This is a genomic window from Saccharospirillum salsuginis, assembly GCF_014651855.1.
Classification (GTDB): Bacteria; Pseudomonadota; Gammaproteobacteria; order Pseudomonadales; family Natronospirillaceae; genus Saccharospirillum; species Saccharospirillum salsuginis.
Window position 1 is genome coordinate 533,782 of sequence record NZ_BMXR01000001.1, and the last position, 26,030, is coordinate 559,811.

The window sequence follows — 26,030 nt, forward strand, 5'->3', positions numbered from 1 at the left end:
ACACAACACGCCACCTACCTACAATCTTCAATCAAGCAGACGCAAGGGGCTCGTCATTGGTTTGAGAATAGCCCAAACCTCCAGGCCGCTCCAAGCCAATCACAGACCCACCGTCCAAGGAGGCCGATACCATGACCACACTGTCCAATGCGGAAATATATGATCGCCGCTTCGTCCCGGCCCTGTTCGGGCAATGGGGCCCCATTGTCGCTGCAGCCGCCCAGGTCGACGCCGGGCACAAAGTCCTGGATGTCGCCTGCGGCACCGGCGCACTGGCCTGTGCGGTAAATGAACGCGTCGGCCCGGAAGGCTCGGTGACCGGTCTCGACCCGAACGATGAGATGTTGACCGTAGCCAGGAGCAAACAACCGGACATTGAGTGGCAAGAAGGCGCTGCTGAAGAACTGCCATTTGACGACGCCACCTTCGATGCTGTTGTCAGCCAGTTCGGTTTTATGTTCTTCGACAACAAAGAGGTCGCACTGCGGGAAATGATGCGGGTGCTGAAACCGGGTGGCCGTCTCGCGCTGGCGGTATGCGACGGCCTGGATCATTCACCGGGATACGCTGTTCTGACCGAGCTGTTGCACCGACTGTTCGGACACGACATCGCCAATGCGTTTCGGGCGCCATTCAGTTGCGGGGACCGGGACCAACTTCGAGATTGGTTCAATAAAGCCGACATCCCCGACGCAACCCTTCGTCGACAGGACGGCCGTGTCCACTTCGACTCCGTTGACGATCTGGTCGCCACTGAACGAGCCTGTGCCTGGACACTCGGTGGCTTATTGAACGATGCCCAGTTCGACCGACTCAAGCTGGCCGCTGGGGAATCACTTGCCCCCTTTATCGATGCAAACGGCCAGGTAACCTTCACGATGCCGTCCCTGTTGGTCACGGCTCGAAAACAATAACCCCTATCGGTGTTTACCCACCGACCACTCCGTATTGGAAAGATAGGTTTCACCCGCATCGACCGCGCCGGATTCCATCGTCGTGCCCATGCTGTCGTTCCAACGATTCAAGTAACCGAACAGCGAGACCACACCGAGGATCTCGACGATATCGTCTTCGTCCCAATGAGCTCTTAATTCGGATTGAATCGTCTCGTCCACGGCGTTGGGAACCGATGAAGCCGCCAAAGCGAATTCAAAGGCGGCTTTTTCGGCCGGTGTGAACAAATCACTGCTGCGGAATTCCCAGATGGCGTTCAACCGTTCATCACTCCCGCCGTAGCGATGGGCGGCTAAAATGGTGTGAGCCTGGCAGTAATTGCAGCCGGTGTTGGCGCTGGTCAGGTAGCCGATCAGGCGTTTTTGTTCGCTGGTGACCTGACCCTGGTTCTCCATCACGGCTTTGTTGAGTTCGATGAACGCCTTGGCGATGGCCGGGCGGCGCTGCATGGTGAGCACGCTGTTGGGGCAAAAGCCCAGGGTTTCGTTGAAGAAGGCCGCGAGCTCGGCGACTTCGGAATCGTGATTGGGATCGAGTGGTGATACCAATGGCATGGTCTTTCCTTTTTGTTGTTTGAACCCCGATACCCTACTGTAACTCGGAAGCAGCCGGGATGGCTTCGATCATTCTTTTTACCCCTGCCAGGTGTTGCGTTAGATGTACTCCACCCGCAACACGATATCCTGCTCGTAATTCCCGAATTTCCGCCCGAACAGATTGATGCCGCCAACGTGCCGCGCATCCGATTTCACACCGATACGCACACTGATGTATGGATGGTCCATCAGGTTCAGATCCTTGCAGGTAATACCGGATAGATGAATGCCGTCCATATAGCTGCCGCGTTCGGTGACCCGCCACCCTTTCAGCAAACCGTGCTGGGTGTTCCGGTCTTCCCACCAGGACGGGTTGAGCAGACCGCGCTGGTCGCCGAAGTCGGCCGGGGAGGTCCAGGTGCCGATTTCGATGCCGTTGATCCAGAGCGTGATGTCGGATGGCCAGTCCGGATGATACATCGGCGCCTCGGAACAGATTTCCATCGTCAGCCAGAGGTTGCGCGGGCTGACTCGAGCCGGCAGTCGGTTGGGAATTCTGTATTCCAGATAGCCGCATTTGAACCAGATCAACTGCGCCTGGGGATGATTGGGCTCGTAAAAGGAACTGGGGTCGTCGGTCAGCCCGATCAGGCCGAGCTCACTGGTCAGCCCGCAGGTCGGCGTAACCTCGAAATCGCTGTAGGCCCCCACCGGCCAGGTGAACTCCCAGATCGGGTGTTCGTGCGACGGTGCCTCGTGTGTCGGCAGGTCGATCACGATTCGGTCGTATACCCGCTGGCATATGCGTTGGGTGCCCCGCTCGCCCGGCTTCTCTTCGATGTGAATCAACCCGCAGTGTTCCAGTTTCTTGACGTGCTGGGAGACGGTGGACAGCGGCAACGCCAGTGACTGCGCCAGATCGCCCACGCTGTGCAGCCCCTCAGCCAGCTCGCTGAGGATCTGAACCCGGGTCTCGTTGGCCAGCGCTTTGATGATCGCCAGATCCCGCCCACGGTCCGATCGGAGTACCAATGTCGGCGATACATGGGTGGGGTCGGACTGGTCTCGCGCATTTACTTCCATATTATTGAAACCTTTATTAAGTCAAAGCACTGGATTTGACGAAGCTATCTTTTATTAAAATCCTTTATTTTCAGTAGCTTACGAGCATTATTCGGATTTCAACACCCACTTGCCGGAATCCAATCCCTGAGCCATTATTTTACAAAAATAACAACCAAGGCAAGCACGATGCGCATGAGTTCCTTCTGGCAAAGCGACACCTTCTCCGGTTGGGCGTTCATCAGTCCTTATCTGATCGCCTTCATACCGCTCCTGCTTTGGCCCTTCTTTCAGGGCCTCTGGATGAGCCTGCACGACTGGAACCTGCTGGCGGTCACCTTCAACCCGGACGCCAAGCAGTTCATCGGCCTGAGCAATTACGCCCAATTGATCGGCGGGGATAATCTGAGCTGGTCTCTGAGTCAGTTCTGGCCGTTCCGCACCGTGTTGCTGGTCGGCGGCGTGACGATGTTCCTGCGTGCTCGTCGCCACAACCGTTTTGACCGGGGCTATGTCTGGACACTGGCCGGGCTGGCCACTCTGTGGTTGCTGCTCGGCATTCGGGGCGACTGGTACGACCCGCGCTTCTGGATCGTCGTGCGCAACACCGTGGTTTTCGTCGCCTGGGTGGTGCCGCTGACCACGCTGACCGCATTGCTGCTGGCCATCGCGCTGAACCGCCAAGGTCGCTGGGCCGCGATCATGCGCACTGTCTTCTTCTTTTCACAGATTCTCTCGGTCACGGTGGTCACCTTGATCTGGCAGTTGGTCTACGGCGTGCGCAACGGTTTCATCGCCAACCTGCTGACTCCGTTCGGCCTGGAATCGCCCAACTGGTTGACGGACGACCAGTTGGCCATGGGCGCCATCGTGGTCGCCACCGTCTGGTGGTCGGTCGGCTTCGCGCTGATTCTGTTCCTGGCCGGCCTGCAGCAGATTCCGGGCGACCGGCTCGAAGCCGCGACCCTGGATGGCGCCACCGGCTGGCGCAAGGTGGTGCACATCATCGTGCCGTCGATCATCCGCACCGTGCAGTTCGTGATGATCATGCAGATCGTGCTGCACTTTCAGGTCTTTGGCCAATCCCACCTGATGACCCAGGGCGGGCCGGGCGACTCCACCAATGTCTGGGTGCGTTACATCTACCAGTCGGCCTTCCGCGATTCGGAAGTCGGCTACGCCTCGGCCATGGCGACCCTGTTGTTTGTCTTCATGCTGATGTTTTCCATCGTCCAGTACGCCGTCACCAAGCGCCAGGAGGCCTGAGCATGCAATCCGATCGCAAAACCCCGTTATGGATTCTGATCACCGTCACCCTGGCCGCCTTTGTCTGGCTGATCCCGGTGATCTGGATGTTTTCACTGTCGCTGCAGCCGAACGAACTGCTCAGCCGCACCACGGCCAATACCCTGCTGGGCCTGGTGCCCTGGCCGTTCACGCTGGAGAACTTCCAGGCGATTCTGGCGATCGGGGATACCCCGCGCTGGTTCCTGAATTCCATGATCGTCGCCGGCCTGTCCACCGCCCTGGTGCTGGTGACATCCACGCTGGCCGGCTATGCCTTTGCCCGGGTGCCGTTCCGGGGCCGCAATATTGTGTACCCCCTGGTGCTGGCCGGTCTGATGGTGCCGGAACAGGTGGTGTTCATCCCGCTCTACGTCTTCTTCTCGGACCTGGGCGCCCACAACACCCTGCCCACCCTGGCCCTGCCACGGGTCGCGTTACCGATCGGCGTGTTCCTGATGACACAATTCTTCAAGGACATCCCGATGTCGCTTGAAGAAGCGGCGCGGCTGGAAGGCTGCGGCCACGGCCGGATTTTCTGGTCGATCATGCTGCCGCTGGCCGGCCCGATGCTGATGACGCTGGCGATCATCACCTTCCTGTACAGCTGGAACGACTACCTCTGGCCGCTGGTGTCCGCCCAGCAGCGCGAAGTGTTCACCATCACCGTCGGTCTGGCCAAGATTCAGGGCAATTTCGCCCAATCCCAGGGCCTGGGCCAACTGATGGCCTCGGGTGTTCTGGCCTCGTTGCCGGTGATCGCCCTGTTCCTGATCTTCCAGAAATACATCCTCCGCGGCATTGCCCTGTCGACGGATAAATAAACCGGCGGCCAAGGCCGCCACCGAGCCCTACAACAACAAGACGGAGAGACTCATGAAACTGTTCAAACTCATCACCGCAGGCACCCTGGCCGCCTGTGCCAGTCTCGGCACCGCACACGCCGAAACCGAACTGGAACTGGCCCGCTTCTTCGGCGACTGCGCCGATGCCGGCACCGACATCGACACCGCTGTCGGCGAAGCCTGCATCATCCAGACCATCATCAACGCCTATTCGGCCGAGGACAACGACGTCACCGTCAAGACCCTGCCGACCGACTGGGGCAACTATTACGACCAGTTGAAGGCGATGTACGCCGGTCGCAACGCCCCCGATGTACATGTGATTCACAAGCACCGCATCGCCGAATTCGCCTCCCTCGGCGCCCTGCTGCCGCTGCCCGAAGCGGACCTGAAAGCCGCCGGCATCGACCCGGCCGACTGGGTACCGCGGGCCCGCGAAGCCGTCAGCTACAACGGTCAGTACTACGGCGTGCCGATGGATTTCCACGCCAACCTCTGGCACGTCAATCTGGACATTCTGTCCGAAGCCGGCCTGGTCGACGAAAACGGCCAACCCATCCTGCCCGGCTCGCCCGAAGAAATGCTGGCCCACGCCAAACAAGTGAAAGAGGCCACCGGTAAGGACTACCTGACCGCCGACTTCGCCCAGTTCCCCATTGGCGTTCGTCTCGTACTCGCCATGCTGTGGCAGCAGGACAGCAATGTCTTCTCCGGTGACGAAGCCACGGTCAACACGCCGGAAGCCAAACGCGCTGTCGAGGCCATCGTCGCTCTGTTCGACGGCGACTACGCCGACCCGAACCTGAACTACAGCGATTCCCAGCAGGCGTTTCTCGCCGGGGAGGCCGTGATCCAGATCAACGGCACCTGGGTGGTCGACTTCTACGACAACCAGGCCAAAGACGAGAACGTCGCACTCAAGCGCTACTACACGGCCGACTTCCCGACCCTGTTCGAGCAACCGGCAACCTGGGCCGACTCCCACCTGTGGGCGTTGCCGGTCACCCTGCAAAGCGAACCGGAAAAATACGAAGCCGCCCTCGACTTCCTGGCCTGGCTGAACAACCACAACGTCGACTGGGCGCGCACCGGCCACCTCGCGGTTCGCGAGTCCGTATTGAACTCGGCCGAGTATGAAAACCTGCCGCACCGCGATGAATACGCTAACACGGTCAACATCGCCCGGGACAACCCGCCGAGCGTTCGCTACAGCGCGATCCAGGACGTGTTGAACCGGGAACTGCAGTCCATCTGGCTGCAAGGCAAGTCCATCGACGACGCCCTGGCCGACGCCGAGCGCGAAATCGATCGCTTGTTGTAAGTCATCCAGCGGGGTCGCTGCTGCGCCCCCGCCCTTTTCACCCAGACAGAAGGTACATTCATGTCGAACCGATGGAGCCCCGAGGCCGCCTGGGACTGGATCAACCAGTTCGGCTGGCCGGTGGGATGCAACTTCACCCCCAGTTCCGCTTGCAACCAACTGGAATTCTGGCAGGCCGACAGTTTCGATCCAGCGACGCTCACCGCCGAGCTGGACCTCGCCGCCGGACTGGGATTCAACGTGCTGCGGGTCTACCTGCACGATCTGCTCTGGGAAACGGATGCGGACGGCTTGCTGGATCGGATGGACCGCTTCCTGGGTTGGTCCGACGCGCGCGATATCAAAGTGTTGTTCGTCTTCTTCGACGACTGCTGGAACAACTACGCCTTTCCCGGGCCACAGCCCGAACCCCGCCCCGGCGTGCACAACTCCCAGTGGTTGCAATCGCCCGGCGCACGGCACGTCATCAATCCGGCCGTATGGCCGAGGCTGGAAACCTACGTTAAAAGCGTGCTCGACCACTTCCGGGACGACACGCGCATTTTCGGCTGGGACCTGTACAACGAACCCGGCAATGAAGGCCTGCTCGGCAACTCGGCCGACCTGCTCAGCGCCGTCTATGACTGGGCCCGCGCTGTGAACCCGAGCCAGCCGCTCACCACGGCACCGTTCCGCTGGACCGAACCGTTCGACACCATCAACGAGATCCACCTCAACAACGCGGACCTGATCAGTTTTCACGATTACGAACCATTGCCCAGCACGCAAACCGTCGTGGACCGGCTGAAGCCGCTCGGTCGCCCGCTGCTGTGCACCGAATACATGGCGCGTACCGCCGACTGCACCTTCCAAAGCCACCTGCCGTATTTCAAGGACCAGGGCATCGGCGCGTTCAACTGGGGCCTGGTGGCCGGCCGCATCCAGACCAACTTCGCCTGGGAAGCCCACCCGGGCGCCGGTGAGCCGCCGCTGTGGTTTCACGACATATTCCGGAGTGACCACACGCCCTATCGATCGGAAGAAGTCGAACTGATTCGTTCATTGACCGGGCGGTAACACCTTCAATCACCCTTTCTTCAGGCCATACCTCGTGGCAAGTTCGCGGCCCTTTCGGGGGCCGCTTTTTTAGCCGCAAAAGACGTTTACCCGTTGTATCCACCATCACACGGTCGATGGACGATTGCCCTAATCTATTAGCTTTCAGGTCGTTACCTCCTCAGCCCGAGCGGCTGAGAATAGCGAACAGCGTATTAGGGGTACTTGACTGGTTATTCAACTACAGGGTTTTATTCCTGCTCAGATCCATTAGAATGACATCCTATAACATCATAACCACTTTCCTTGGAGGCCCCTCTTTGCGCATTACGTCGAATGGCAGCGTTCCTGCTTACGAAAAGATAGCCCGCCAGATCAAAGCCAGTATTCAGGATGGCTTGTACACCTACGGCAGCGCACTTCCTTCTGAAACCAAGCTGTGTGAAGAATATGACGTAAGCCGTATCACCATCCGAAGGGCCATCAGCGAACTGGTCGACGACGGTTTCCTGGAGAAAGTTCATGGGAAAGGGACGTTCGTCAAATATCGCCGCTTCGAACAAGAATTGTTGAATTTAAGTGGCTTTACCGAAGCCTTTGGCAAGAAAGGCATCCGGGTCAGTCACCACATCATAGAAGAGAGCATCGAACCCGCCGACCTCGTCACCCGCAAACAACTGCAAATCGAAAAATCCGAGAAGGTACTGAAAATTGTGCGGCTTCACTATCTGGACGAAAGCCCGTTCAGCCTGGACACCTCATACTTTCCGGAGTCGAAGTTCCCTGGATTGTTCGAGTTTCTCAAGGAGGACGATTCACTTTACGACATCATGAAGAAACACTTTCATATATCACCCCTTCACGCCGATCGGACCATTACCATCGCGACTCCGACCGAACGGGAATGTCAGCTATTGGAGTGCGACATGACCGAACCCTTGTTCAAGATGGAGAAACTGGTACTGGATGACGACGAACCACTACATCGATCCGTACTTCTGACCCCCAGCAGCCGCGTCAGCCTGAAACTGAGAATGTAAATGCCACTTCGCGTCATGCCCAAGGCTAGCCACATGAAGCGGCGTAATCGGTCATCTCATGAGGATAGCCGAAGGCACCGTAGTGCAAACATGTGGTGGCAGCCGCTTTCGCACCAAATGCCATGCTCTCGGCCGCCGACGCGCCCATGATCCTGGATGCCAGAAAGCCAGCGATGTAGGAATCGCCGGCACCCAGGGTATCCAGTGCATTGACGGCTTCGATGCTTTGAGTCAAAACACCCTCATCACCCAAATAGATGGCCCCTTGATCGCCCCGGGTCAGTAATATGTGTGCGACTCCCCGATCACGAATATGCTCCGCGAAACGAATCGCCTGCGAATGAGACATCTCCGAACAGGAAAAGAATCCATATGTGATAAAGGGACATACACGGTCGAGACGGTCAACATCCTTGAACGTCGAAAAATCGTAAGACAGTGAAATGCATCGGCTGAGTACTTCAAGTTCCGAATCCAGATAACTGTAGGCACTGGTATGCAGCAAGCCGAATCGCTCGATATAGTCGAGATCGGACTGATTGAAGTTCAGTTTCAGCTGGGACTGAACGCCCCCCTTATTGGATTGGCCAAATACTCGGTCTCCAGATTCGTTCAAACTGACATAGGCCTTACCGCTGTCTCCGTGGGCCACTCTTAACCGGGAGACGTCAAGGCTTTCTTTGATCAGCGATGCCTGGATGTGCTCTCCTTCCCTATCATTTCCGATGATACCCATGTAGCCCACGCGATCGAGTCCGTACCGTTTCGCCAGAACCGCTACATTCAGGGCATTCCCGCCCGGGTAAAAAAGATTCTGATCGACATAGTTGTCGACGACATTGTCACCCACGCCGATGAGCGTGTACTTCGAACCGTTCAAATCTTTCATCTGGTTACCCCTTTACAGATCCGGAAATCATGCCTCGAATGAAGCTTTTCTGCAGGAAAATAAACGCGACAATCAGTGGAATGGCGGAAATGACCAAGCCCGCCAGTAATACACCCCAATTGGTTTGCAGGGCGTCCCGAAACGCCATAAGGCCCGACGGGATAGTTTTTAACGAGTCGGAGTCGATAAAGATGATCGCGAAGAGGAACTCGTTCCACGTATAGTAGGCGGTAAGAACCCCGGCGGTGATCAGGATGGTCTTGCTGAGCGGCAAATAGATCTTGTGAAATATTTTCCAGGAGCTGTACCCGTCAATGTAGGCGGCCTCGTCCAGTTCCGAAGGAATCGTCAGGAAATACGCCCTGACCAATAAAATGGTGATGGGCAGACGATAGGCGACGTAAGGGACGATCAACGCCAGGTAGCTGTCGTGGAAACGGGTGACCTGCATCAGTTCATACAGAGGCACCAGGCTGACCTCGGGCGACACCAGCAAACCTCCGATCAGGAACAACAGCAAGGCGTTGCCGGCCGGCCCCTTGTACCGAATCAGCCCATAGGCACACAGAGCCGATATGTAGACCGTGAGACCGACCGAACTGGCGGAGACAATAAAACTGTTTAGAAAGTAGCTGGAGACACCGCCGTTCCATGCGTCGACATAATTGCTGAACATCCATTCGGACGGGAGCGACCAGCTTGACGTATAGATTTCCTGGGTGGACTTCAATGAGTTGATCACCGTCCAGAACAACGGATAAGTCACCACCAGCACGTACACCAGAAGGACTATCGAGCTGACCGAATAGCCGGTTACACTCAGTGCCCGTCCAAGAAGGGGTTTGAATCGCGTATTCGAAGTCGACCGATCGTGTTCGGATGCGGTCCGCGCCAACGTATTCTCATGTGATGTCATCGTGATTGCCTCCCGGTTTTGGACATCCGCAGCTGCACAGCCAACACGGTCATAGTCATGGCGAACACAACCACCGCGATCGCAGAGGCATATCCCATCCGATCCTGATTGAATGCCGACTCGTAAAGATAGGTCGCCAATACCGAGCTGGAATAACCCGGGCCACCACCGGTCAGGATGTAGGGTTCTCCAAACACGGTGAACGATTGGGCTACCGTAACAATGAAGACCACCAGCAGGATCTCTTTCGACTGAGGCAAGGTGACATGGATGAACTGCTGAATCTTCGAAGCGCCATCCAGAGAGCTCGCTTCATAGAGATCCTTCGATATGGTCTGGATGGAAACAATGAACAACAGTGCGGTATAGCCCATGCTCTGCCATTGAGATATCGCGATCACCGCATAGATGGCGGTGTCGGAGCTGCCGAGCCAAGGCTGACGTAAATGCTCGAGTCCGATACCGGCCAGTATCTGGTTGAACAATCCGGTGATCGGATCATAGAAAAACTGAAATACAAAGGCGACGATGGTGACAGAGAGCAACACCGGCACAAAATACAAGACACGCAACAAGGGAGCGATCTTCCGGAAAAAGCGATCTTCCAGTATCGCCGCTATGATAAAACTGCAGATCACCTGAAAAAACACCGAAATAGCGGCATACTTCAGGTTATTGATCAGTGATATCCGGACGGCTTCATCCTGAATCAGCTCTTTGAAGTTCTCCCATCCGACATATACCTTTCCAGGAGAAATAGCCGAAAACTCATAGAAACTGTAAACGAAATTCAGAATCAATGGGTAGTACACGAACACAACCGTCAAGGCCGCAGCCGGTACCACGAAAATCAATGGACTGTATCGATTTGATCGGGTCATCATCAAGCCTCCAACAGATTGAAAGCCGACCGGCATACCCCGGCCGGCTTTCAATACTTAGCTCGTCGCGTCCTGACGAACTTCCGCGGCTACCCGCTGAACGTCCCGCATAACCTGCTCGGCCGTCTTGGATCCTTCCAGCATCAACTGCACGCCGTTCATGTAAGCATTCACGATGCGGATATCCAAAGCGTTGTCGAGCCACAGGTACATGCCGTCGGCGTCTGCGATTTGTTCCGCGGCTGCCACCTGACTCGAACTCGCGGTTTCATCGGTCACCGCCCCGACAGCGGAGCTGATGAATCCGGTGGTGGCGGTCAGTTGCTCGGCCGTCTCACCCGCGACCAGAAATTTGATCAGTCGATAGGACGCCTCCGGGTGCTGAGTTTTGGCCGACACCATGTAACCTTCAGGAGCGCCTTGCATGGTCCGCTGCTGACCATCGCCATTCTCAAAGACCGGGAAGTTGGTTGACGCCCAGTCGAAACCAGCGTCTTCTTCCAGATAACGAATTTCACCGTACTCAAGATAGTTCATGGCGGCACGGCCGGCGATGAACATGCTGCGTTCGGTGGAGTGATCCGTTGCGTTCGTAAACTGGTTCGAACAACTGTCGACCATGCGCTTCAGCTCCTCGAGGGCTGTTACGTAAGCCGGATCGGTGAAACGACCGGATGAACGCTGGTAGTCGGATTCGATGACACTCGGTTCGACAATGCGTTCATTGAACGTACCGACCCAATGACTGATAGCCCAATGCTCCTTGGAACTGAACACCACGGGAATGGCACCCATGTCCTTGAAGGTTTCGCAGGATGCCAGCAAGTCGTCGAACGTTTGTGGAGGCGCTAATCCGGCCTGTTCGTAAAGATCCACATTGTAGAACAATGCCTTTCCGTTCATTTGCCAGGGCAAACCGTAAACCTCTCCGTCGTATCGGAACGGTTCGACCTGGGACAGGAGGATATTGTCTTCCAACCAGTTCCGGTCGCTGTCGATAAAGCTCTCCAGGCTCAGCACATTGCCGTTTCGAGCCAGATTGTCGCCGAACTCCCCGCTCCAGGAGAAAAAGACATCCGGCGCATTGGAACTGCCAAGAATGACACGCAACTTGTCCTTGTAGGAATCGTTCAGTACCTGATCGATATTGACTTCGATGTTTGGATTTTGACGCTCAAAAGCCTCGACACGCGCTTCGATGAAGGACCGTATCGGTTCGTTGGGCCAGCGGTGGAACAGATCCAGCTCGATGGTTTCCGCATTGGCGATACTGGATCCGGTGACGGCCATGACCAGGATCGCATTGCTTATTGTTGTACGCTTAAACATCCTGCTTACCTCATGATTTGTCGAATAGGGTTGATGGCCGGAATTACCCGGCCGGGCTACCAATCAATAATCCATTTTCCACATGTACCGCCGCACCGTCAGAGGGTGACCGCGGTCTTCCGCCAATCGGTTGGCATACGCGCGCAACAGATAGCCGAATACGATTTGAGTGATATATTCCCGCGCTTGTTCGGGAACATCGCTGAAGTCGAACTCCTTCGCATCCAGCACAATATTTTTCTGGGAGAACTTCTTGCTGAACGCCAGAGCACGCTCTTCCTGGGGGCGAGTCGAGTCCAGACCCAGAAGAGTAATGATGGGCGTATCGAAATCCGTCACCTCGAAGGGGCCGTGAAAGTACTCTCCCGCATGAATGGCGTTCGAATGAATCCACTGCATTTCCATGAGAATGCAGATTGCGAATGAGTAAGCCGGCCCGTAGTTGGAGCCACTGGCCATAGTGTAAATCACCGGCTCCCGCTTGTAGGCCTGCCCGAATGACACGATGCGTTCCGCATGGGATCGAATGACTCGCTCCACCACTCCGGCAATGTTCTTCTGCGCCGAGACAATGGCGGGATACTTGCTGTTCCCTTCCCGGGTTTCCAATAATTTGAACAGCAGTTTATTGAACACGCAGGCGGCGGCGCGGTCATTGGCTTCGCTCGGTGCCAGTTCGTACTCAATGCAGTGATCCACCGTTGTTCCCAGAGGAGATGAGGGATCCGTGGTCAGACCGACCGTCAAGGCGCCCTTCGACTGGGCGAATTCAGCGGCGGCCACGGTTTCGGGTGTGTTACCGGACATGGAAGACACCACAACGAGACTGTCTTTACCCAGCCGGGCCGGCGCCCGTTGCACGAACTCGGCTGAATTGTAGGCGTCGGACGTTAAAGTCGTGGATTCCCGGTCGATCAGGTATTTGTTTGGGGTCATCAGGGCGTAAGATCCGCCGCAGGCGACAAAGTAGATGTCCTTCAGGCCTTCTATGGCCTGAATGGCACCAATGGCCTGCTCGATTTGTTGGTCGATTTCCGAGGTACTCATAGCTTCTCCAAGTGACGTTATATAACGTCATATCTGTAAATAAAAATTTTTTGGCTCCAGAGCTGCTGAAACCATAATCTTCAAAATATAACGTGTCAATACGTCTTATTGTGTTTTTTGTTCGTTGCAGATTTCAAAGACAGCTTTTCTTGATGCTTGAACACGGTTCCAGCCCCGATACTTAGGCTCGCTTGTTTGAACGCTGACCAGCCGATACACTCAATCTCTCTTTCGGATTACCCCCGAACACCCACTCGACGCTTCGCAGGTTCACACGGAATGGAGACGATACTGGTCGTTGAAGACCATGAGCAGATGCAGGCTTGGCTGCGTGAAGTCGCTGAAATGGCCTTCCACGACGCAGAGGTCGTCACAGCCAGCACCCTGGGCCAGGCGCGCAAGCACCTCGAAACCCGGCGTTTCAGCCTGGCGTTGGTCGATATCGGCCTGCCCGACGGCAACGGCATCGATCTGATTCGGGAGTTGGCGACGCAGACCGAACCGGAGTGTTATCCGGTCGTTACCACCATCTACGACGACGACCAGCACCTGTTTTCGGCACTGGAAGCCGGCGCCAAGGGGTATCTGTTGAAGGACCAGCCGCGCGAGCGACTGTGCGACCAGTTGAAGGGCATCAGCCGGGGCGAACCGCCATTGTCCCCCAGCGTGGCCCGACGCATCCTTCGGTATTTCCAGCCATCGACCGGTTCATCTCTGGAAGAAAACGCTCAAAACGAGAACCACCTCACAAATCGGGAAACCGAGGTGCTGCGATTGCTGGCGCGGGGGCTGAAACGCAACGAGATCGCCGAGCGGCTGGGCATCACCGCCAACACCGTCGCCGGCTACGTGAAAACCATTTACCGCAAACTCAATATCTCCGGGCGTTCGGAAGCCACGCTTCAAGCCGTGAAAATGGGGCTGATCGACCGGGATGACTGATGTTGTGACCACCGGTCGGCAATGGGCGCCGCTGCAGATCCTGCTGTCGGTGGCGCTGACCTTGCTGTTGTCGATCGTGATGTCGGTCTGGATCAAGATCCACGAACCCTGGACCGGGGTCGAACTGGTCACGCATGAGGCCGGCTGGCAGGTGGTGTCGGTTCAGTCCGGCTCGCCCGCCGACGGGCTTCTGGCCATCGGCGATGTGGTCCGGTCGGTCCACGCCGACGGCGATACCGTGACGCTTGCCGGCCAGGCCCGATACACCAACCCGCACGAACACCCCACCTATGCCTCGCTGAACGCCTATCTGGCCTTCGAGGACCGCCTGGCCCGACTGGTGTATGCCGACGCATTCCGGGTGCAACTGGACGACGGCCGGCGCATCGCCCTGGAACCGGCCAAGCGGCGCCCCTGGCACACCATTCCCAGCGGTTTCTGGTTGTTGCACACCTTCGGTTTTCTGGCGGCCACGGTCGGTGTCGCCGTCTGGGCGTTTCAGCAAACCCAGAAGGCGACCGGGCTGCTGGCCCTCTCCGGTCTCGGTTTTTATGTCGCGACCTGGTTCCACAGCATCTGGCACGTCCGCGAGTGGGCCGTACCGGCCCCCTGGCTGGATGTCATGCTGCGGGGGAATCACCTGGGCCTGCACCTGATGTTGTCCACCCTGGCCATGCTGATCGCGACATACCCGCAACAGGTCGGACGCTGGACGGCCAGCGGCGTGGCGGTCTTCGTGGCGCTGGTGCAATTGAACGAGAACCTGCAATGGCTTGACTGGCCCGGCCACAGTTTTTATACGCCCTTGCTGGTGTACTACCTGATCGGCATCGCACTGGCCGTCATCCAGTGGCGCCGGGCCCGCTACAGCCCGCTCGACCGGGGCGCCCTGCGCTGGGTACTGCTGTCCATCCTGCTGGCGATGGGCGCGGGCATGACCAGTTATTTCCTGCCCCTGCTGTTCGAGGTACCACCGTTCACCGGCATCACCACCATGGTCGGCCTCGCTACCTTGATGTACTTGGGGTTCGTATTAGGCGTATTGCGCTACCGGTTGTTCGATCTGGAACGCTGGTGGTTCATGGCTTGGGCCTGGTTTCTGGGCGGCCTGGTGGTCATCCTGGTCGATTGGCTGGTGATCTCCCTGTTCGGCATGGACACCCTCTATGCCCTGGGCATCGCCCTGATTCTGGTCGGCTGGGTGTATTTCCCGATCCGCCAGTGGTTGTGGCGCAAACTGACGGCATCGGTCGAGATTCGCATGGAGCAGTACCTGCCGGAATTCGTGCAGACCATGTACACCGAACGGGAAGAAAACCTGGAAGCGGTGTGGAAGAACCTGTTGCAGCGCATCTACCAGCCGCTGGCGATCGACACGACGGCTCCGGTCTCCGAGGCGCGCCTGCACACCAACGGTTCGCGTATGGACGTGCCGGCGTTCACGCTCGACGGACCCGGTCTGCGCCTGCATTACAGCCAGGCCGGCCGCCGGCTGTTTTCCAACCGCGACCGGGAAATCGCCGCCGCCCTGGTCACCATCGCCCAGCGCATCGGCAGTGTGCGACAAGCGCAACAGGCCGGCGCCCGCCAGGAACGGCAACGCATCCAGCGCGACCTGCACGACGATGTCGGCGGACGCCTGCTGACGCTGATTCACAGCACCGACGACGACCGACAGCGCACCCAGGCCCGCATGGCGATGGCCGCCCTGCGCGAGGTCACCAATGCGCTCGACGATAATCAGCGCTATACCCTGGCCGACCTGCTGGACCGCTGCCGCGCCCATCTGGAGGAACGACTGGACGTATCCGGCGTCGCGCTGCGCTGGGAAGATGAAATCGAGGACGCCGATCCGACACTGAGCCCCCGCCAGTTCATCAATATCCAGCGCGTTATCGACGAAGCCACCACCAACGCCCTGAAGCATGCCCGTCCCACGGTGGTGAAGGCCCGCATCCGATCCGAGGCGGACCATCTGATTCTGACCCTGCGCAATGACGGTTTGTGCGACGACGCCCCTCTGGAGCCCTCTTCGGGCCGGGGGTTGCACAACATGCGCACGCGTCTGGAGGAGATCGACGGCACGATCACGACCGGCCCGTTCATGGACGGCGAGGCGTCCTGGTACGGCGTGGAGATCCGGGTCCCGATCCACCCCAAATCCGACGTCTTGTCAACGCGGTCCACCTTTCTGGCCTAACCCCCCGTTTGGGGGGCCCCGACCGGGGTCTGGTCGAAAGTCACCCACGCTTTACACTGATTCTCCACTTGCAGTCGAGAGACCGAACAGGTGGAGATGGATGACACAACAACTCAGCGAATCACTGGATGAATTAAACGCGGTTTTACTGGCTCTGTACGACGACGCCCAAACCGAACGACCGGACCGGTTTCTGGCCCAGGCGATTGACCGGGCCGCCCACTGGCTGGGGGTTGAGCCGACCCGCCTGAAGCTCAAACGCACCTGCGTTGCGCACCCGCCCCACAACCGACCGCAGGCAAGCTGCTCTTCCCTGGCCTCCTCGATTCGGCACCTGAAAGCCGTACGCGAACCGAACAACGCCGAATGGCTCTCCACGAATGGCGATGGGCACCTGACCACCCGCACCGAAGACCACGACAGCCTGGACGAACTGCGCTGCTACGCGGAGCAGGCCGAGTTCAGCCTGATGGTCTCGGGCCCGGCCGGCCCCCGGGGGTTGAACGACGCAGCCATCGACGGCCTGCGTTGCTGGATGCCGCATGTCGTTCAGGCGCTGCGTCTGAACCAGAACCACTACCTCAAACGCCTGCAACAGGCCGAAGAGACGGTCGCCCTGGTCGACCGCAACGGCCTGGTGTGGGCCCGGGTCGGCTCGCCCGATGCGCTCAGCGACGGTTCGGACCATCAAAGCCACCGCCTGACCGGCACGGTAACCACGTCTCTGGCGAAGCAGGGGGAATGGCGCGGTGCCCGGGTTCAGTATTCGGCCAAGCCATTGGGGCCGTTCTTCGTCCTGCAGTCCACTCCGGTCAATGCCCTAGAGCAGCTTACCCCTCGCGAGCAGGACATCGCGCACCTGTTCACCCAGGGCTACAGCTACAAGGAAGTGGCGCTGCGACTCTCCATTTCCCCGGCCACCGTGCGCAATCACATCGCCCGCATCTATAGCAAGACCGAGGTGCGCAACAAGGTCGCCCTGTCCTTGTTGCTCGCCGGCTGACTGAAGGTCCACAGGCGGATTGTCAGCACGGCGGCGTTGTCCGCTGAAGTCAACGCCGCTTTATGGCTTCAATGGCCCTGGCTCGCCATCCGTCGGCTGTCGATGGCCTCTTCCAGCCAGCCCACCTTCATTTGCGGAACCGAGGACAGCAGCAAGTCGGTATAGTCGTCGAACGGCGGCGTCAGCACCTCCGATTTGGTGCCGTAGCGCACCACCCGCCCCTGGTACATCACGGCGATGGAGTCGGCGATCGCCTTGACTGTGGCCAGATCGTGCGTGATGAAGAGGTAGGCCACCTTCTCGGTTTGCTGCAATCGCAACAGCAGTTTGAGAATGCCGTCGGCTACCAATGGGTCGAGGGCGCTGGTGACTTCGTCGCAGATAATCAGCTTGGGTTCGGCGGCGAGCGCCCGGGCGATGCAGACGCGCTGCTTCTGGCCGCCGGAGAGCTCGGCTGGGTAGCGGTCGTAGAATTCCGGACCCATCTCGATTTCATCGAGCAATTCCAGCACGCGCTTGCGCCGTGCCTCGCCGCGCAGGCCGAAATAAAACGTCAGCGGTCGACCGATAATGGTGGCGACGGTATGACGCGGGTTCATGGCGACATCCGCCATCTGGTAGATCATCTGCAACTGGCGCCGGTCTTCCTTGCTGCGCCCTTTCAGGGCGGCGGACAGGGTACGACCGTCGAACTCAATGTCGCCCTCTCGCGGCGGCAACAGACCGGTGATCACCCGCGCCAGGGTCGATTTGCCGGAACCGGACTCGCCCACCACGGCCAGCGTCTGCCCTTCGGACAGCCCGATCGATACGTCGGACAGCACATCGGGCAACCCTGTGGCGTAGGCGGCGGTGATGTTGCGGGCGGACAACAACGGCGACTCGGCCGGTGTTTGCTGTCGATGTTGAATGGAGCGCACCGACACCAACGCCTGAGTATAGGGCTGCTGTGGCGATTCGATGATCTGTCGGGTCTCGCCATACTCGACCATGGCACCATCGCGCAGCACCATGATCTCGTCGGCGATCTGGGCGACCACCGCCAGGTCGTGGGTGATGTAGAGCGCACCCACTCCGGTCTCCCGGATGGCATCCTTGATGGCCGCCAGCACATCGATTTGCGTGGTGACGTCGAGCGCCGTGGTCGGTTCGTCGAATATGATCAGGTCCGGCTGGGGGCACAGCGCCATGGCCGTCATCGCCCGTTGCAACTGGCCACCGGACACCTGATGCGGGTAGCGGTCGCCGAAGTGCTCGGGGTCCGGCAGACCGAGCGTTCGAAACAGGGCCACGGCACGCGCCTCGGCCTCCTCGCGGGTCGCCAGCTTGTGTTCAAGCGTGGTTTCGATCACCTGATCCATCAGCCGATGGGCCGGGTTGAAGGCCGCCGCAGCCGATTGGGCCACGTAGCACACCTCCTTGCCGCGCAACTGGCGCAAACCCCGGGCGCCGGACTGGAGAATGTCGCGCCCGTTGACCCGGACTTCTCCACCGGTGATGCGCACCCCGCCCCGGCCATAGCCGGCCGGCGACAAGCCAATGGTCGATTTGCCAGCGCCCGATTCACCGATCAGACCCAGCACCTTGCCTTTTTCCAGCGACAGATTGATGTCTTCGACGATGGTGATGTCGCGGGGCTTTTCGCCCGGCGGGCGGACGGTGGCCTCGATTTTGAGGTTGTGAATATCCAGCAGGTTATCAGCCACCTCGGCCTCCTTTGAGATCGGTGGTGCGGCGCAGGATCCAGTCCGCGACCAGGTTGACGGATATCGCCAGAAGCGCGATGGCCGCCGCCGGAATCAGGGCCGCCGGCACACCGAAGACGATGCCCTGGCGGTTCTCGCGCACCATGCTGCCCCAGTCGGCTTCCGGAGGCTGTACACCCAGACCGAGGAAGGACAGCGACGACAGGAACAGGACCGCGAAGATAAAGCGCAGCCCGAGTTCGGCCACCAAAGGCGACAGGGCGTTGGGCAGGACTTCGCGGAACACGATCCAGGCCCGGCCTTCGCCGCGCAGTCGGGCGGCCTCGACAAAGTCCTGGACGTTGATGTCCACGGCGACGGCGCGGGCAAGGCGGTACACCCGGGTGGAATCGAGAATGCCCATCACCAGAATCAACACGGTGATGGTACTGGGCATGACCGACAGCACGACCAGGGCGAAAATCAGCGTCGGAATCGACATCAGCAGGTCTATGCCTCGTGACATCAGCTGGTCGACCCAACCGCCCAGCACGGCAGCGAGGATGCCCAGCACCGAGCCCAGCGTGAACGCCACCACCGTCGCCAGCGAAGCAATCATCATGGTGGTGCGCGCACCGAAGAGCATGCGCGAAAAGAGATCGCGACCGAGGTTGTCGGTGCCCATCAGATGGGTGGCGGAACTGGACGCCCACATTTCGCCGACGGTTTCGGACATGCTGTAGGGGGCGATCCAGGGGGCGAACACGGCGGCGATGACGAAGAAGGTGGTCAAAGCCAGCCCGATCAGGGCCGTGACCGGTATGTTGCGTAACTTCATCGAAACTCCCTCACTTCGGATGTCGCAAACGCGGGTTGGACAGAATGGACACCACATCGGCGACGATGTTCAGACCGATGTAGACCGCCGCGAAGATCAGGCCGCAGGCCTGCACCACGGGCACATCGCGCTTGGCGACGTGATCGATCAGATACTGCCCCATACCCGGGTAGACAAAGATCACCTCGACCACCACGACCCCGACCACCAGAAACGCCAGGTTGAGCATGACCACATTGACCACCGGCGCGACCGAGTTGGGAAAGGCATGACGCCAGATGATTTTCAGCCCGCCCAGACCCTTGAGCTCGGCGGTCTCGATGTAGGCCGATTGCATGACATTCAAAATGGCGGCCCGGGTCATGCGCATCATGTGGGCCAGGATGATCAGCGTCAGGGTCGCGCCCGGCAGTGCGATGGCGCGCATCCGGTCGATAAAGGGCATGCCGTCGTAGACCGTGGAGACGCTGGGCAACCAGCCGAGCTTGACCGCGAACAGGTAGATCAGCAGATAACCGATGAAAAACTCCGGCAGCGATATTGCGGTCAGCGTCGACCCTGAAATGACCTTGTCCGGCCAGCGGTTCTGATAGCGGACCGCGACCAGGCCAAGCAGAATCGCCAACGGCACCGCCACCACGGCGGTCCAAAAGGCGAGGAAAAAGGTATTGGCGACACGCCCGCCGAGCGAATCGGCAATGTCCTGGCCGTTCGACAAGGCTGTGCCCAGGTCCCCTTGCAGCAGGCCGCCCAACCAGCTCAGGTAGCGCTGCCAGGCCGGGTCGTTCAACCCCATCTCGCGGCGCAGATTGGCCAGTGCTTCCGGCGTGGCCGACTGGCCGAGAATGGACTGGGCGACATCGCCGGGCAGGATCTGGGTACCGGCGAAAATCAGTACGGATACCGCCAATAACAGCAGAATGCCCAGCGCAAGGCGCTGGGCAATCAGTTTGACAACAATCGTGTTCATTACATGACCCCGAGCGATCAGGCGCTGAGCCAGCACCGCGACAGGGCGAAGCCGGACATCATTTCACCCATGGGGTGATCGCTCCAACCCTGTACTTCGTTGGTGTGGGCTTCGATGTAATCGTTGAACATGGGCAGGATCAGACCGCCTTCGTCGCGCACCATCATCGCCATTTGGCGGTACAGCGAGGCCCGTTTCTCATCGTTCAGCTCACCGCGCGCCTGGCGGGCCAGCTTGTCGAAATCGTCACGGTAGAAGTTGGTGTCGTTCCAGTCGGCGTTGGAGATGTAGGCCGTGGAATACATCTGGTCCTGGGTCGGGCGTCCGCTCCAGTAGGAGGTGCAGAACGGCTGGTTGTTCCAGACTTCGGACCAGTAACCGTCGCCGGGTTCACGCCGAACTTCTATGTTGATGCCGGCCTGGGCGCAGCTCTGCTGATACAACTGAGCGGCGTCGACGGCGCCGGGGAAGGCGACATCCGAGGTGCGCAGCACTATGGGGCCATCGTGACCGGATTTCTTGTAGTGGTAAGCCGCTTTCTCCGGATCGAACTCACGCTGCGGGATGTCGGTCGGGTGCAGCGGGTAGGCGGAGTTGATCGGGTAGTCGTTGCCCACCGAGCCGTAGCCGCGCAGGATGCGCTCGACCATGTCTTCACGGTCCATGGCGTATTTCAGAGCCAGGCGCAGGTCGTTGTCGCTGAACGGAGCGGTATCGCAGTGCATCAGGAACACATAATGCGCCTGACCGGAGACGTTGCGCACCTGGACATTGGGCAAGCGTTTGACCATGTCGACGACACGCGGCTCAATGCGGTTGGCCATGTGGATCTGGCCGGATTGCAGCGCGGCGGTACGGGCGGTCGGATCGTTGATGACGGTGATTTCGATCTCGTCGGCGTGACCGAACTCCTCCAGGTTCCAGTACTCTTCGAAACGCTCGGCTCTCTGGCGCACACCCGGCTGGAACTCGGTAACCTTGTACGGACCGGTCCCGATACCGGCGTCGGGTGCATCCTTGCCGCCGTTCGGCTGGATGATCAGGTGGTAGTCGGACATCAGGTACGGCAGGTCGGCGTTGGCTTCGGTGGTGGTGACCACCACTTCGTATTTGCCCGTTGCCTTGACCGATTCGATGCCGCGCATGATACCCAGCGCGCCGGATTCGGAGTCCTCATCGGAGTGACGCTCCAGGGTGGCCACCACATCGTCGGCGGTCATTTCCTTGCCGTTGTGGAACAGGATTCCCCGGCGCAGCTTGAAGGTCCAGGTCTTGGCGTCGCTGCTGGAGCCGATTTCCTCGGCCAGGCGCGGCACCAGGTCGCCGTTGGGCGCCACATTGGTCAGCGGCTCACCCCAGGACTGGCCGAAGGAGTGCTGTACCTGGCTGGTCCAGGTCGCCGGGTCCATGCTGTCGGTGGAGCTGCCACCCTGCATGCCGGCCTTCAGTACGCCACCCTTGCGCGGCTGGCCCGAGGTTACGGCACTGGCAAAGACAGAGCTGGCGAAGGGCAAGGCAATGCCCAGCGCCAACGCACGGCCGAGAAAGTCGCGTCGGGAAATTTGGCCTTTGCGTGCCTGGTCGGTTAGAAACTGAAACTCGTTGGACATGGGTCGTTCTCCTCTTTCTTTTTATGAGCGCACTCGTGGCTGAACAGCGCCTGACGAGCGGCATAAGGCGGTCCTCGGTGGGCCGCGATGTTAAAGTCGTGGGTCGAGCGGGTCAGGTCGGGAAGCTGACCTCACCGTAGTGCCGAATGATCTGATCGGCATCGGCCAGATGCCGCGTTCCCAGGTGCGGGGCGGGCGTAAGGCCGATACCGGCCACCAGCCCGGCTTCGCGGGCCATTTTCATGTCGCCGTTGGAATCCCCGAACAGCAGTGTTCGGTGCGGGGCCACACCCAGTTTGTCGCAGGCGGTCAGCGCCATATCGGGGTAGGGTTTGCCCCGGGCGACCTGGTCGTGGCCGAGCACCACCGGGAAATAGCCGTCGATCTCCAGCCGCCGGAGATGCTGGTGCGCGCTCGAGGTGTCGTCCGAGGTGACGACGGCCATCACCACCCCCTGCTCCCGGGCGCGGACCAGAAACTCGGTCAGGCCGGCCACGGCGGTGACGCGCAGCGCCGGGTCCGTTTCGGATTCCAGATTCGCCATGCTGTCGCGCACCAGCCGGCTGGCGTCGTTCCAGGCTTGGTCGGCGTGCTGGTACAGATGCAGGGACAGGATGCTGACGATGTCGTCCATCGATCCGATGGTCAGCGGGCCGGTCGGGTCCCACTGTTGAAAATCCGGGCTGACGCCCAGGGCGCCGGCGATGTCGTGCGGTGGAATGTGTCGGTTGGGCTCCAGTCGACCGTTGACCTGCCGCAGCAGCGCACTGAGCCAGCCGAGCCAGAGATCCCCGAAATTGAGCAGCGTGCCGTCCTTGTCGAACAGGATGGCGTCCACGTCATAGGACTGCTGATTTATTGTTATTGTCGTCATGGCGTCATACCGGGTGCTTCACCCTCTCCTTGTCCGGTTTATGGCGTTGAGTCGTCGTTGTCGTCGGCCAGCCAGCGAAACAGCTCGCCGGATTCGCAGCGTGCGATCAGCTTTTCCAGAAACCGGTAGTAGTCTTTCGATTCGTCGATCTTGGCCAGATCGATCTCGATTTCCCGCGCAATGTCCGCGGGCAAATCGTCTCGCTCGAGCAGCGCCTGGTACTCGGTTTCGGCGGCCTCGATGGCCTTCATGTTGATGGTGACCTCGTCTTCCCAGCGCCGGCAGAAAAAGTTGATGAAGTTCTTGTGGAAGTCTTCTTCGGCGCGATACAGGTCCTTGCGCGAGCCCGGCCGGAAGATGCGATGCACCATCTTGTTTTCCTGAAGCTTGCGCACCCCGGTGCTCATGCTGCCTTTGCTCATCCCCATCTTGGCGCACATTTCATCGAGCGTGATCGGGTCGTTGTGGAAGTACATCAGCCCGTAGAGCAGGCCGGTGGTCGAATTGACCCCGTAGTGGTCCATGGTCTGGGCAATGGAATTGACCACCAGCGAGCGCACCTGTCGCAGTGCATCCTCGGCGTCTGAGGGCTCGGTTGTCGGCGCGTCTGGCCGGTATTTGTTCTGGCTTGAAGGCATCGGTTCAGTCTGCGAACGGGTCTGTTTTTAGCGTGTATCGAATATTTAGTATTTTTTAAACGTTTTGTACCTTACCAGATTGGGGGCAGAAGTGAATGGCTGTGATTGTCTTGTAACGGTGGTTAAAAGGGGCTTTGTTCAGCGAATGGGCATTAAAAACGGGGCTGGATACCGCCCCAAATGCCGCTGTGGCGGCATGGGGCGGTGGGGAGAGAAGGGTAAGGGAGGGAGGTTTACGGGCGTATCACCGCCCGTACACCGGGCGGGTCCAAGCCGCCGCGTTGGCTTGCGATGAGGGTGCCGCCATCAGGTGTTTCAGGGAATCGGCCTCTTCCGTATTCACGTAAACGACCTCATAGCTGTCGTCTTCATACCCGACCCGCAGCAACTGGTGCGGACCGGAACGAATACCGAACACGCGCACCGTCTCCGGCGCCGGGTCCAACCGACCCAGTTCGACCAGCCCCTGGTCCGGCGACCCCGCACTGACCGCCGCCAGAGTGCTGTCGTCCTTCAGCAGAAAGACCTCGCTGATGTTGGCCCTGGCCAGGCGGATGGCGACATTGCCCTCGCCCGTTCCTGAAGCGCCGATCCATTGCGCCTGTTCGAGCCGGATTTGCTCGCTGCCGTCCACGCGGGCAGCGACGGCCGTGTCGATGTTCCGCGTATCGTTGTAGAAGAACCAGCCGTTGACGCTATCGACGACGGGCGTCTCGATGCTGCCTTCGTACAAGGCGGATTCGGAGTAATCCGACAGATCCACCGATGTCAGGGTGTCGTCGATCAGCCAGATCAATTCATTGCCGCCATCGATCAGGAAGGGGCTGGCGAGTGTTTGGGCCACGCTGTCTGGGTTACGGCTGGCGTAGTCGATCTCCAGCGACCAGCCGTTGCTGTCGACGCGGTACAGCATCGGGTTGAAGGCGCCTAGAATGGAAAATTCACTGCGTTCGTGAAAGGCGAAATACAGCGTCTGGTCGCGAATGGCCAGCTGATCGGCCGTAGGCAGCATGGCCCCGGTGCCCAACAGGTTCTGGAGGAAGGTCAGCTTTTCGCCCTGGTCATTCAGCAACGGTTTGATTGTACCGGGGTTGCCCGCGCTGTAGAGCCAAAGTTCCGAAGGTGGCACTTCCTCGTCGCTGGTATCCAGGTCCTCGAAGGTGAGCACCAGCAGTTGCTGGTCCCGCCCCAGGTGACTGAACATATCCACAAAGCGAACATTCTCGACCGGATTACCCTGGGCATCCAGGACGGCGCCTTCGGATGCGAGGTTCAGGTCGACCTGGGCCAGGCGGTTGTTGTTGCTTTCATCGATCACTAGCCAGCCATTCGGATTACCGTCGCCGAGGGGCACTACGGGATTGTGATCGTTACTGAATGCCAGCGGCGCCTGGCTGACTGAATCGCCGATTCGAAGTTGTTGCCATCCGGTCGTCCCGCCCAGATAGGCGACGGCCGTGTTGGCCGGTTGATCCAGATCGTATTGGAAATACAGTCGGGTACTGTTCAGATTGCTGTTGTCCGCTTCCGAAGACACCTGCTGCGGCGCAGGTGGCGTGACACTCTGGGTCGCCTCTACCCGCTGAAAGGCATCCGGTACCATATAGGTGACGTCCGACCCAGTAATGGTGCGCTCCTTCTGGGATCGATAAAACAGGTGTTGCGCCCGGTAATCCGTCAGATCGTTGCCGGTGATGCTGGCCTGTGCGATGGGCCGAAACAGATAGATGGCGCCTTCAAGATAGGCATCGCCATCCACCAGTACCGCACCATCGTCCGGCAATTGAGGGTTGTAGGCGAAAAGCCCCGAGTTACCGTCCGCGTCCGAGGTGAAGTACAACCAGTTGTCGTTGTCCGGCACGCCCGTCAAACCGTTCAGTTTGGGCAGAGTATCGCCGCCGACGGAGCTCGAGCCGCCACCGTCACTGCCGTTGCCACCGTCATTTCCGTCTTCTCCGTCATCGCCTCCCCCGCCACTGCTGTTACAACCTGCGGCAAGAGCCACTACCAGCGCCAGACTGTACGCTTTGAATTCGGACGTTAAAACCGCCATGCACACCTCTTTGCTCAACCCGAGCCCGGGAGGGATAACCGAGCCCGGGAACGAAACATGAATCGAGTTATGACTCTA

General features: G+C 59.2%; 23 protein-coding genes. 9 read left to right on the forward strand and 14 right to left on the reverse strand.

Features of this window, described 5'->3' with window-relative positions; translation table 11 throughout:
- The first annotated feature begins 131 nt into the window (after positions 1 to 131).
- Positions 132 to 914 (forward strand): methyltransferase domain-containing protein, encoded by a 783-nt coding sequence (locus IE111_RS02265; RefSeq protein WP_189606855.1) that lies wholly within the window; start codon positions 132 to 134, stop codon positions 912 to 914.
- A 3-nt stretch (positions 915 to 917) separates the two neighbouring features.
- On the opposite strand, the gene IE111_RS02270 is transcribed toward IE111_RS02265, so the two are convergent.
- Positions 918 to 1,508, reverse strand: a complete 591-nt coding sequence (locus tag IE111_RS02270; protein WP_189606856.1) for a carboxymuconolactone decarboxylase family protein — start codon at positions 1,506 to 1,508, stop codon at positions 918 to 920.
- A 99-nt stretch (positions 1,509 to 1,607) separates the two neighbouring features.
- Positions 1,608 to 2,573, reverse strand: a complete 966-nt coding sequence (locus IE111_RS02275; RefSeq protein WP_189606857.1) for an ArsR/SmtB family transcription factor — start codon at positions 2,571 to 2,573, stop codon at positions 1,608 to 1,610.
- Between the two features lie 174 nt (positions 2,574 to 2,747).
- On the opposite strand from IE111_RS02275, the gene IE111_RS02280 reads away from it, so the two are divergent.
- The 5 genes from IE111_RS02280 to IE111_RS02300 all read left to right on the forward strand — a co-directional run bounded on the left by IE111_RS02280 (position 2,748) and on the right by IE111_RS02300 (position 8,077).
- Positions 2,748 to 3,818, forward strand: a complete 1,071-nt coding sequence (locus tag IE111_RS02280; RefSeq protein ID WP_229805145.1) for a carbohydrate ABC transporter permease — start codon at positions 2,748 to 2,750, stop codon at positions 3,816 to 3,818.
- A gap of 2 nt (positions 3,819 to 3,820) precedes the next feature.
- On the forward strand, positions 3,821 to 4,660 hold the full coding sequence (locus IE111_RS02285; protein WP_189606859.1) for a carbohydrate ABC transporter permease: 840 nt from the start codon (positions 3,821 to 3,823) through the stop codon (positions 4,658 to 4,660).
- A gap of 52 nt (positions 4,661 to 4,712) precedes the next feature.
- A complete protein-coding gene (locus tag IE111_RS02290; protein WP_189606860.1) occupies positions 4,713 to 6,002 on the forward strand; it encodes an extracellular solute-binding protein in 1,290 nt (429 codons plus the stop codon).
- Between the two features lie 60 nt (positions 6,003 to 6,062).
- Positions 6,063 to 7,058, forward strand: a complete 996-nt coding sequence (locus tag IE111_RS02295) for a cellulase family glycosylhydrolase (protein ID WP_189606861.1) — start codon at positions 6,063 to 6,065, stop codon at positions 7,056 to 7,058.
- Positions 7,059 to 7,312: 254 nt separating this feature from the next.
- Positions 7,313 to 8,077 (forward strand): GntR family transcriptional regulator, encoded by a 765-nt coding sequence (locus IE111_RS02300; protein ID WP_189606862.1) that lies wholly within the window; start codon positions 7,313 to 7,315, stop codon positions 8,075 to 8,077.
- Positions 8,078 to 8,102: 25 nt separating this feature from the next.
- Here the strand turns inward: IE111_RS02300 and IE111_RS02305 are convergent, their stop codons facing one another.
- From IE111_RS02305 to IE111_RS02325, 5 genes are all read right to left on the reverse strand, one after another.
- Positions 8,103 to 8,966: a PfkB family carbohydrate kinase gene (locus tag IE111_RS02305; RefSeq protein WP_189606863.1), complete on the reverse strand. Its 864-nt coding sequence runs from the start codon at positions 8,964 to 8,966 to the stop codon at positions 8,103 to 8,105.
- A gap of 4 nt (positions 8,967 to 8,970) precedes the next feature.
- Positions 8,971 to 9,882: a carbohydrate ABC transporter permease gene (locus IE111_RS02310; protein ID WP_189606864.1), complete on the reverse strand. Its 912-nt coding sequence runs from the start codon at positions 9,880 to 9,882 to the stop codon at positions 8,971 to 8,973.
- On the reverse strand, positions 9,879 to 10,766 hold the full coding sequence (locus IE111_RS02315) for a carbohydrate ABC transporter permease (protein ID WP_229805147.1): 888 nt from the start codon (positions 10,764 to 10,766) through the stop codon (positions 9,879 to 9,881). The genes IE111_RS02310 and IE111_RS02315 overlap by 4 nt, the downstream gene beginning before the upstream one ends.
- A gap of 54 nt (positions 10,767 to 10,820) precedes the next feature.
- Positions 10,821 to 12,092, reverse strand: a complete 1,272-nt coding sequence (locus tag IE111_RS02320; RefSeq protein WP_189606865.1) for an ABC transporter substrate-binding protein — start codon at positions 12,090 to 12,092, stop codon at positions 10,821 to 10,823.
- A gap of 63 nt (positions 12,093 to 12,155) precedes the next feature.
- Entirely contained in the window at positions 12,156 to 13,139 is a 984-nt protein-coding gene (locus tag IE111_RS02325) for an SIS domain-containing protein (RefSeq protein WP_189606866.1), read from the reverse strand.
- A gap of 279 nt (positions 13,140 to 13,418) precedes the next feature.
- Here IE111_RS02325 and IE111_RS02330 point away from each other — a divergent pair, with 279 nt between their 5' ends.
- The 3 genes from IE111_RS02330 (at position 13,419) to IE111_RS02340 (ending at position 17,284) form a co-directional block, all read left to right on the forward strand.
- Entirely contained in the window at positions 13,419 to 14,081 is a 663-nt protein-coding gene (locus IE111_RS02330) for a response regulator (protein ID WP_189606867.1), read from the forward strand.
- The gene (locus IE111_RS02335) at positions 14,074 to 16,281 is read left to right on the forward strand and encodes a sensor histidine kinase (RefSeq protein WP_189606868.1); all 2,208 of its coding nucleotides are present in this window, start codon (positions 14,074 to 14,076) and stop codon (positions 16,279 to 16,281) included. Before IE111_RS02330 ends, IE111_RS02335 begins: the two co-directional genes overlap by 8 nt.
- A gap of 100 nt (positions 16,282 to 16,381) precedes the next feature.
- Entirely contained in the window at positions 16,382 to 17,284 is a 903-nt protein-coding gene (locus IE111_RS02340) for a helix-turn-helix transcriptional regulator (protein ID WP_189606869.1), read from the forward strand.
- Positions 17,285 to 17,352: 68 nt separating this feature from the next.
- Here IE111_RS02340 and IE111_RS02345 read toward each other — a convergent pair whose 3' ends face one another.
- From IE111_RS02345 to IE111_RS02375, 7 genes are all read right to left on the reverse strand, one after another.
- Positions 17,353 to 18,990 (reverse strand): ABC transporter ATP-binding protein, encoded by a 1,638-nt coding sequence (locus IE111_RS02345; RefSeq protein ID WP_189606870.1) that lies wholly within the window; start codon positions 18,988 to 18,990, stop codon positions 17,353 to 17,355.
- Complete coding sequence (locus IE111_RS02350) at positions 18,983 to 19,807, reverse strand: ABC transporter permease (protein ID WP_189606871.1); 825 nt, start codon at positions 19,805 to 19,807, stop codon at positions 18,983 to 18,985. The genes IE111_RS02345 and IE111_RS02350 overlap by 8 nt, the downstream gene beginning before the upstream one ends.
- Before the next feature lie 10 nt (positions 19,808 to 19,817).
- Positions 19,818 to 20,777 carry an ABC transporter permease gene (locus IE111_RS02355; RefSeq protein WP_189606872.1) on the reverse strand — a complete coding sequence of 320 codons (960 nt, stop codon included), beginning with the start codon at positions 20,775 to 20,777 and terminating at the stop codon, positions 19,818 to 19,820.
- A gap of 17 nt (positions 20,778 to 20,794) precedes the next feature.
- The gene (locus IE111_RS02360) at positions 20,795 to 22,387 is read right to left on the reverse strand and encodes an ABC transporter substrate-binding protein (protein ID WP_189606873.1); all 1,593 of its coding nucleotides are present in this window, start codon (positions 22,385 to 22,387) and stop codon (positions 20,795 to 20,797) included.
- A 112-nt stretch (positions 22,388 to 22,499) separates the two neighbouring features.
- Positions 22,500 to 23,261 carry an HAD family hydrolase gene (locus IE111_RS02365; RefSeq protein ID WP_189606874.1) on the reverse strand — a complete coding sequence of 254 codons (762 nt, stop codon included), beginning with the start codon at positions 23,259 to 23,261 and terminating at the stop codon, positions 22,500 to 22,502.
- A 38-nt stretch (positions 23,262 to 23,299) separates the two neighbouring features.
- Positions 23,300 to 23,899 carry a GbsR/MarR family transcriptional regulator gene (locus IE111_RS02370; RefSeq protein ID WP_189606875.1) on the reverse strand — a complete coding sequence of 200 codons (600 nt, stop codon included), beginning with the start codon at positions 23,897 to 23,899 and terminating at the stop codon, positions 23,300 to 23,302.
- A gap of 244 nt (positions 23,900 to 24,143) precedes the next feature.
- Positions 24,144 to 25,952 (reverse strand): hypothetical protein, encoded by a 1,809-nt coding sequence (locus tag IE111_RS02375; protein WP_189606876.1) that lies wholly within the window; start codon positions 25,950 to 25,952, stop codon positions 24,144 to 24,146.
- Positions 25,953 to 26,030: the final 78 nt, after the last annotated feature.

What these genes read in the sequence shown, in the direction of transcription:
- IE111_RS02265 (WP_189606855.1), top strand. Translation starts at nt 132, where the DNA reads ATGACCACACTGTCCAATGCGGAAATATATGATCGCCGCTTCGTCCCG.
- IE111_RS02270 (WP_189606856.1), bottom strand. Translation starts at nt 1,508, where the DNA reads ATGCCATTGGTATCACCACTCGATCCCAATCACGATTCCGAAGTCGCC.
- IE111_RS02275 (WP_189606857.1), bottom strand. Translation starts at nt 2,573, where the DNA reads ATGGAAGTAAATGCGCGAGACCAGTCCGACCCCACCCATGTATCGCCG.
- IE111_RS02280 (WP_229805145.1), top strand. Translation starts at nt 2,748, where the DNA reads ATGAGTTCCTTCTGGCAAAGCGACACCTTCTCCGGTTGGGCGTTCATC.
- IE111_RS02285 (WP_189606859.1), top strand. Translation starts at nt 3,821, where the DNA reads ATGCAATCCGATCGCAAAACCCCGTTATGGATTCTGATCACCGTCACC.
- IE111_RS02290 (WP_189606860.1), top strand. Translation starts at nt 4,713, where the DNA reads ATGAAACTGTTCAAACTCATCACCGCAGGCACCCTGGCCGCCTGTGCC.
- IE111_RS02295 (WP_189606861.1), top strand. Translation starts at nt 6,063, where the DNA reads ATGTCGAACCGATGGAGCCCCGAGGCCGCCTGGGACTGGATCAACCAG.
- IE111_RS02300 (WP_189606862.1), top strand. Translation starts at nt 7,313, where the DNA reads ATGACATCCTATAACATCATAACCACTTTCCTTGGAGGCCCCTCTTTG.
- IE111_RS02305 (WP_189606863.1), bottom strand. Translation starts at nt 8,966, where the DNA reads ATGAAAGATTTGAACGGTTCGAAGTACACGCTCATCGGCGTGGGTGAC.
- IE111_RS02310 (WP_189606864.1), bottom strand. Translation starts at nt 9,882, where the DNA reads ATGACATCACATGAGAATACGTTGGCGCGGACCGCATCCGAACACGAT.
- IE111_RS02315 (WP_229805147.1), bottom strand. Translation starts at nt 10,766, where the DNA reads ATGATGACCCGATCAAATCGATACAGTCCATTGATTTTCGTGGTACCG.
- IE111_RS02320 (WP_189606865.1), bottom strand. Translation starts at nt 12,092, where the DNA reads ATGTTTAAGCGTACAACAATAAGCAATGCGATCCTGGTCATGGCCGTC.
- IE111_RS02325 (WP_189606866.1), bottom strand. Translation starts at nt 13,139, where the DNA reads ATGAGTACCTCGGAAATCGACCAACAAATCGAGCAGGCCATTGGTGCC.
- IE111_RS02330 (WP_189606867.1), top strand. Translation starts at nt 13,419, where the DNA reads ATGGAGACGATACTGGTCGTTGAAGACCATGAGCAGATGCAGGCTTGG.
- IE111_RS02335 (WP_189606868.1), top strand. Translation starts at nt 14,074, where the DNA reads ATGACTGATGTTGTGACCACCGGTCGGCAATGGGCGCCGCTGCAGATC.
- IE111_RS02340 (WP_189606869.1), top strand. Translation starts at nt 16,382, where the DNA reads ATGACACAACAACTCAGCGAATCACTGGATGAATTAAACGCGGTTTTA.
- IE111_RS02350 (WP_189606871.1), bottom strand. Translation starts at nt 19,807, where the DNA reads ATGAAGTTACGCAACATACCGGTCACGGCCCTGATCGGGCTGGCTTTG.
- IE111_RS02355 (WP_189606872.1), bottom strand. Translation starts at nt 20,777, where the DNA reads ATGAACACGATTGTTGTCAAACTGATTGCCCAGCGCCTTGCGCTGGGC.
- IE111_RS02360 (WP_189606873.1), bottom strand. Translation starts at nt 22,387, where the DNA reads ATGTCCAACGAGTTTCAGTTTCTAACCGACCAGGCACGCAAAGGCCAA.
- IE111_RS02365 (WP_189606874.1), bottom strand. Translation starts at nt 23,261, where the DNA reads ATGACGACAATAACAATAAATCAGCAGTCCTATGACGTGGACGCCATC.
- IE111_RS02370 (WP_189606875.1), bottom strand. Translation starts at nt 23,899, where the DNA reads ATGCCTTCAAGCCAGAACAAATACCGGCCAGACGCGCCGACAACCGAG.
- IE111_RS02375 (WP_189606876.1), bottom strand. Translation starts at nt 25,952, where the DNA reads ATGGCGGTTTTAACGTCCGAATTCAAAGCGTACAGTCTGGCGCTGGTA.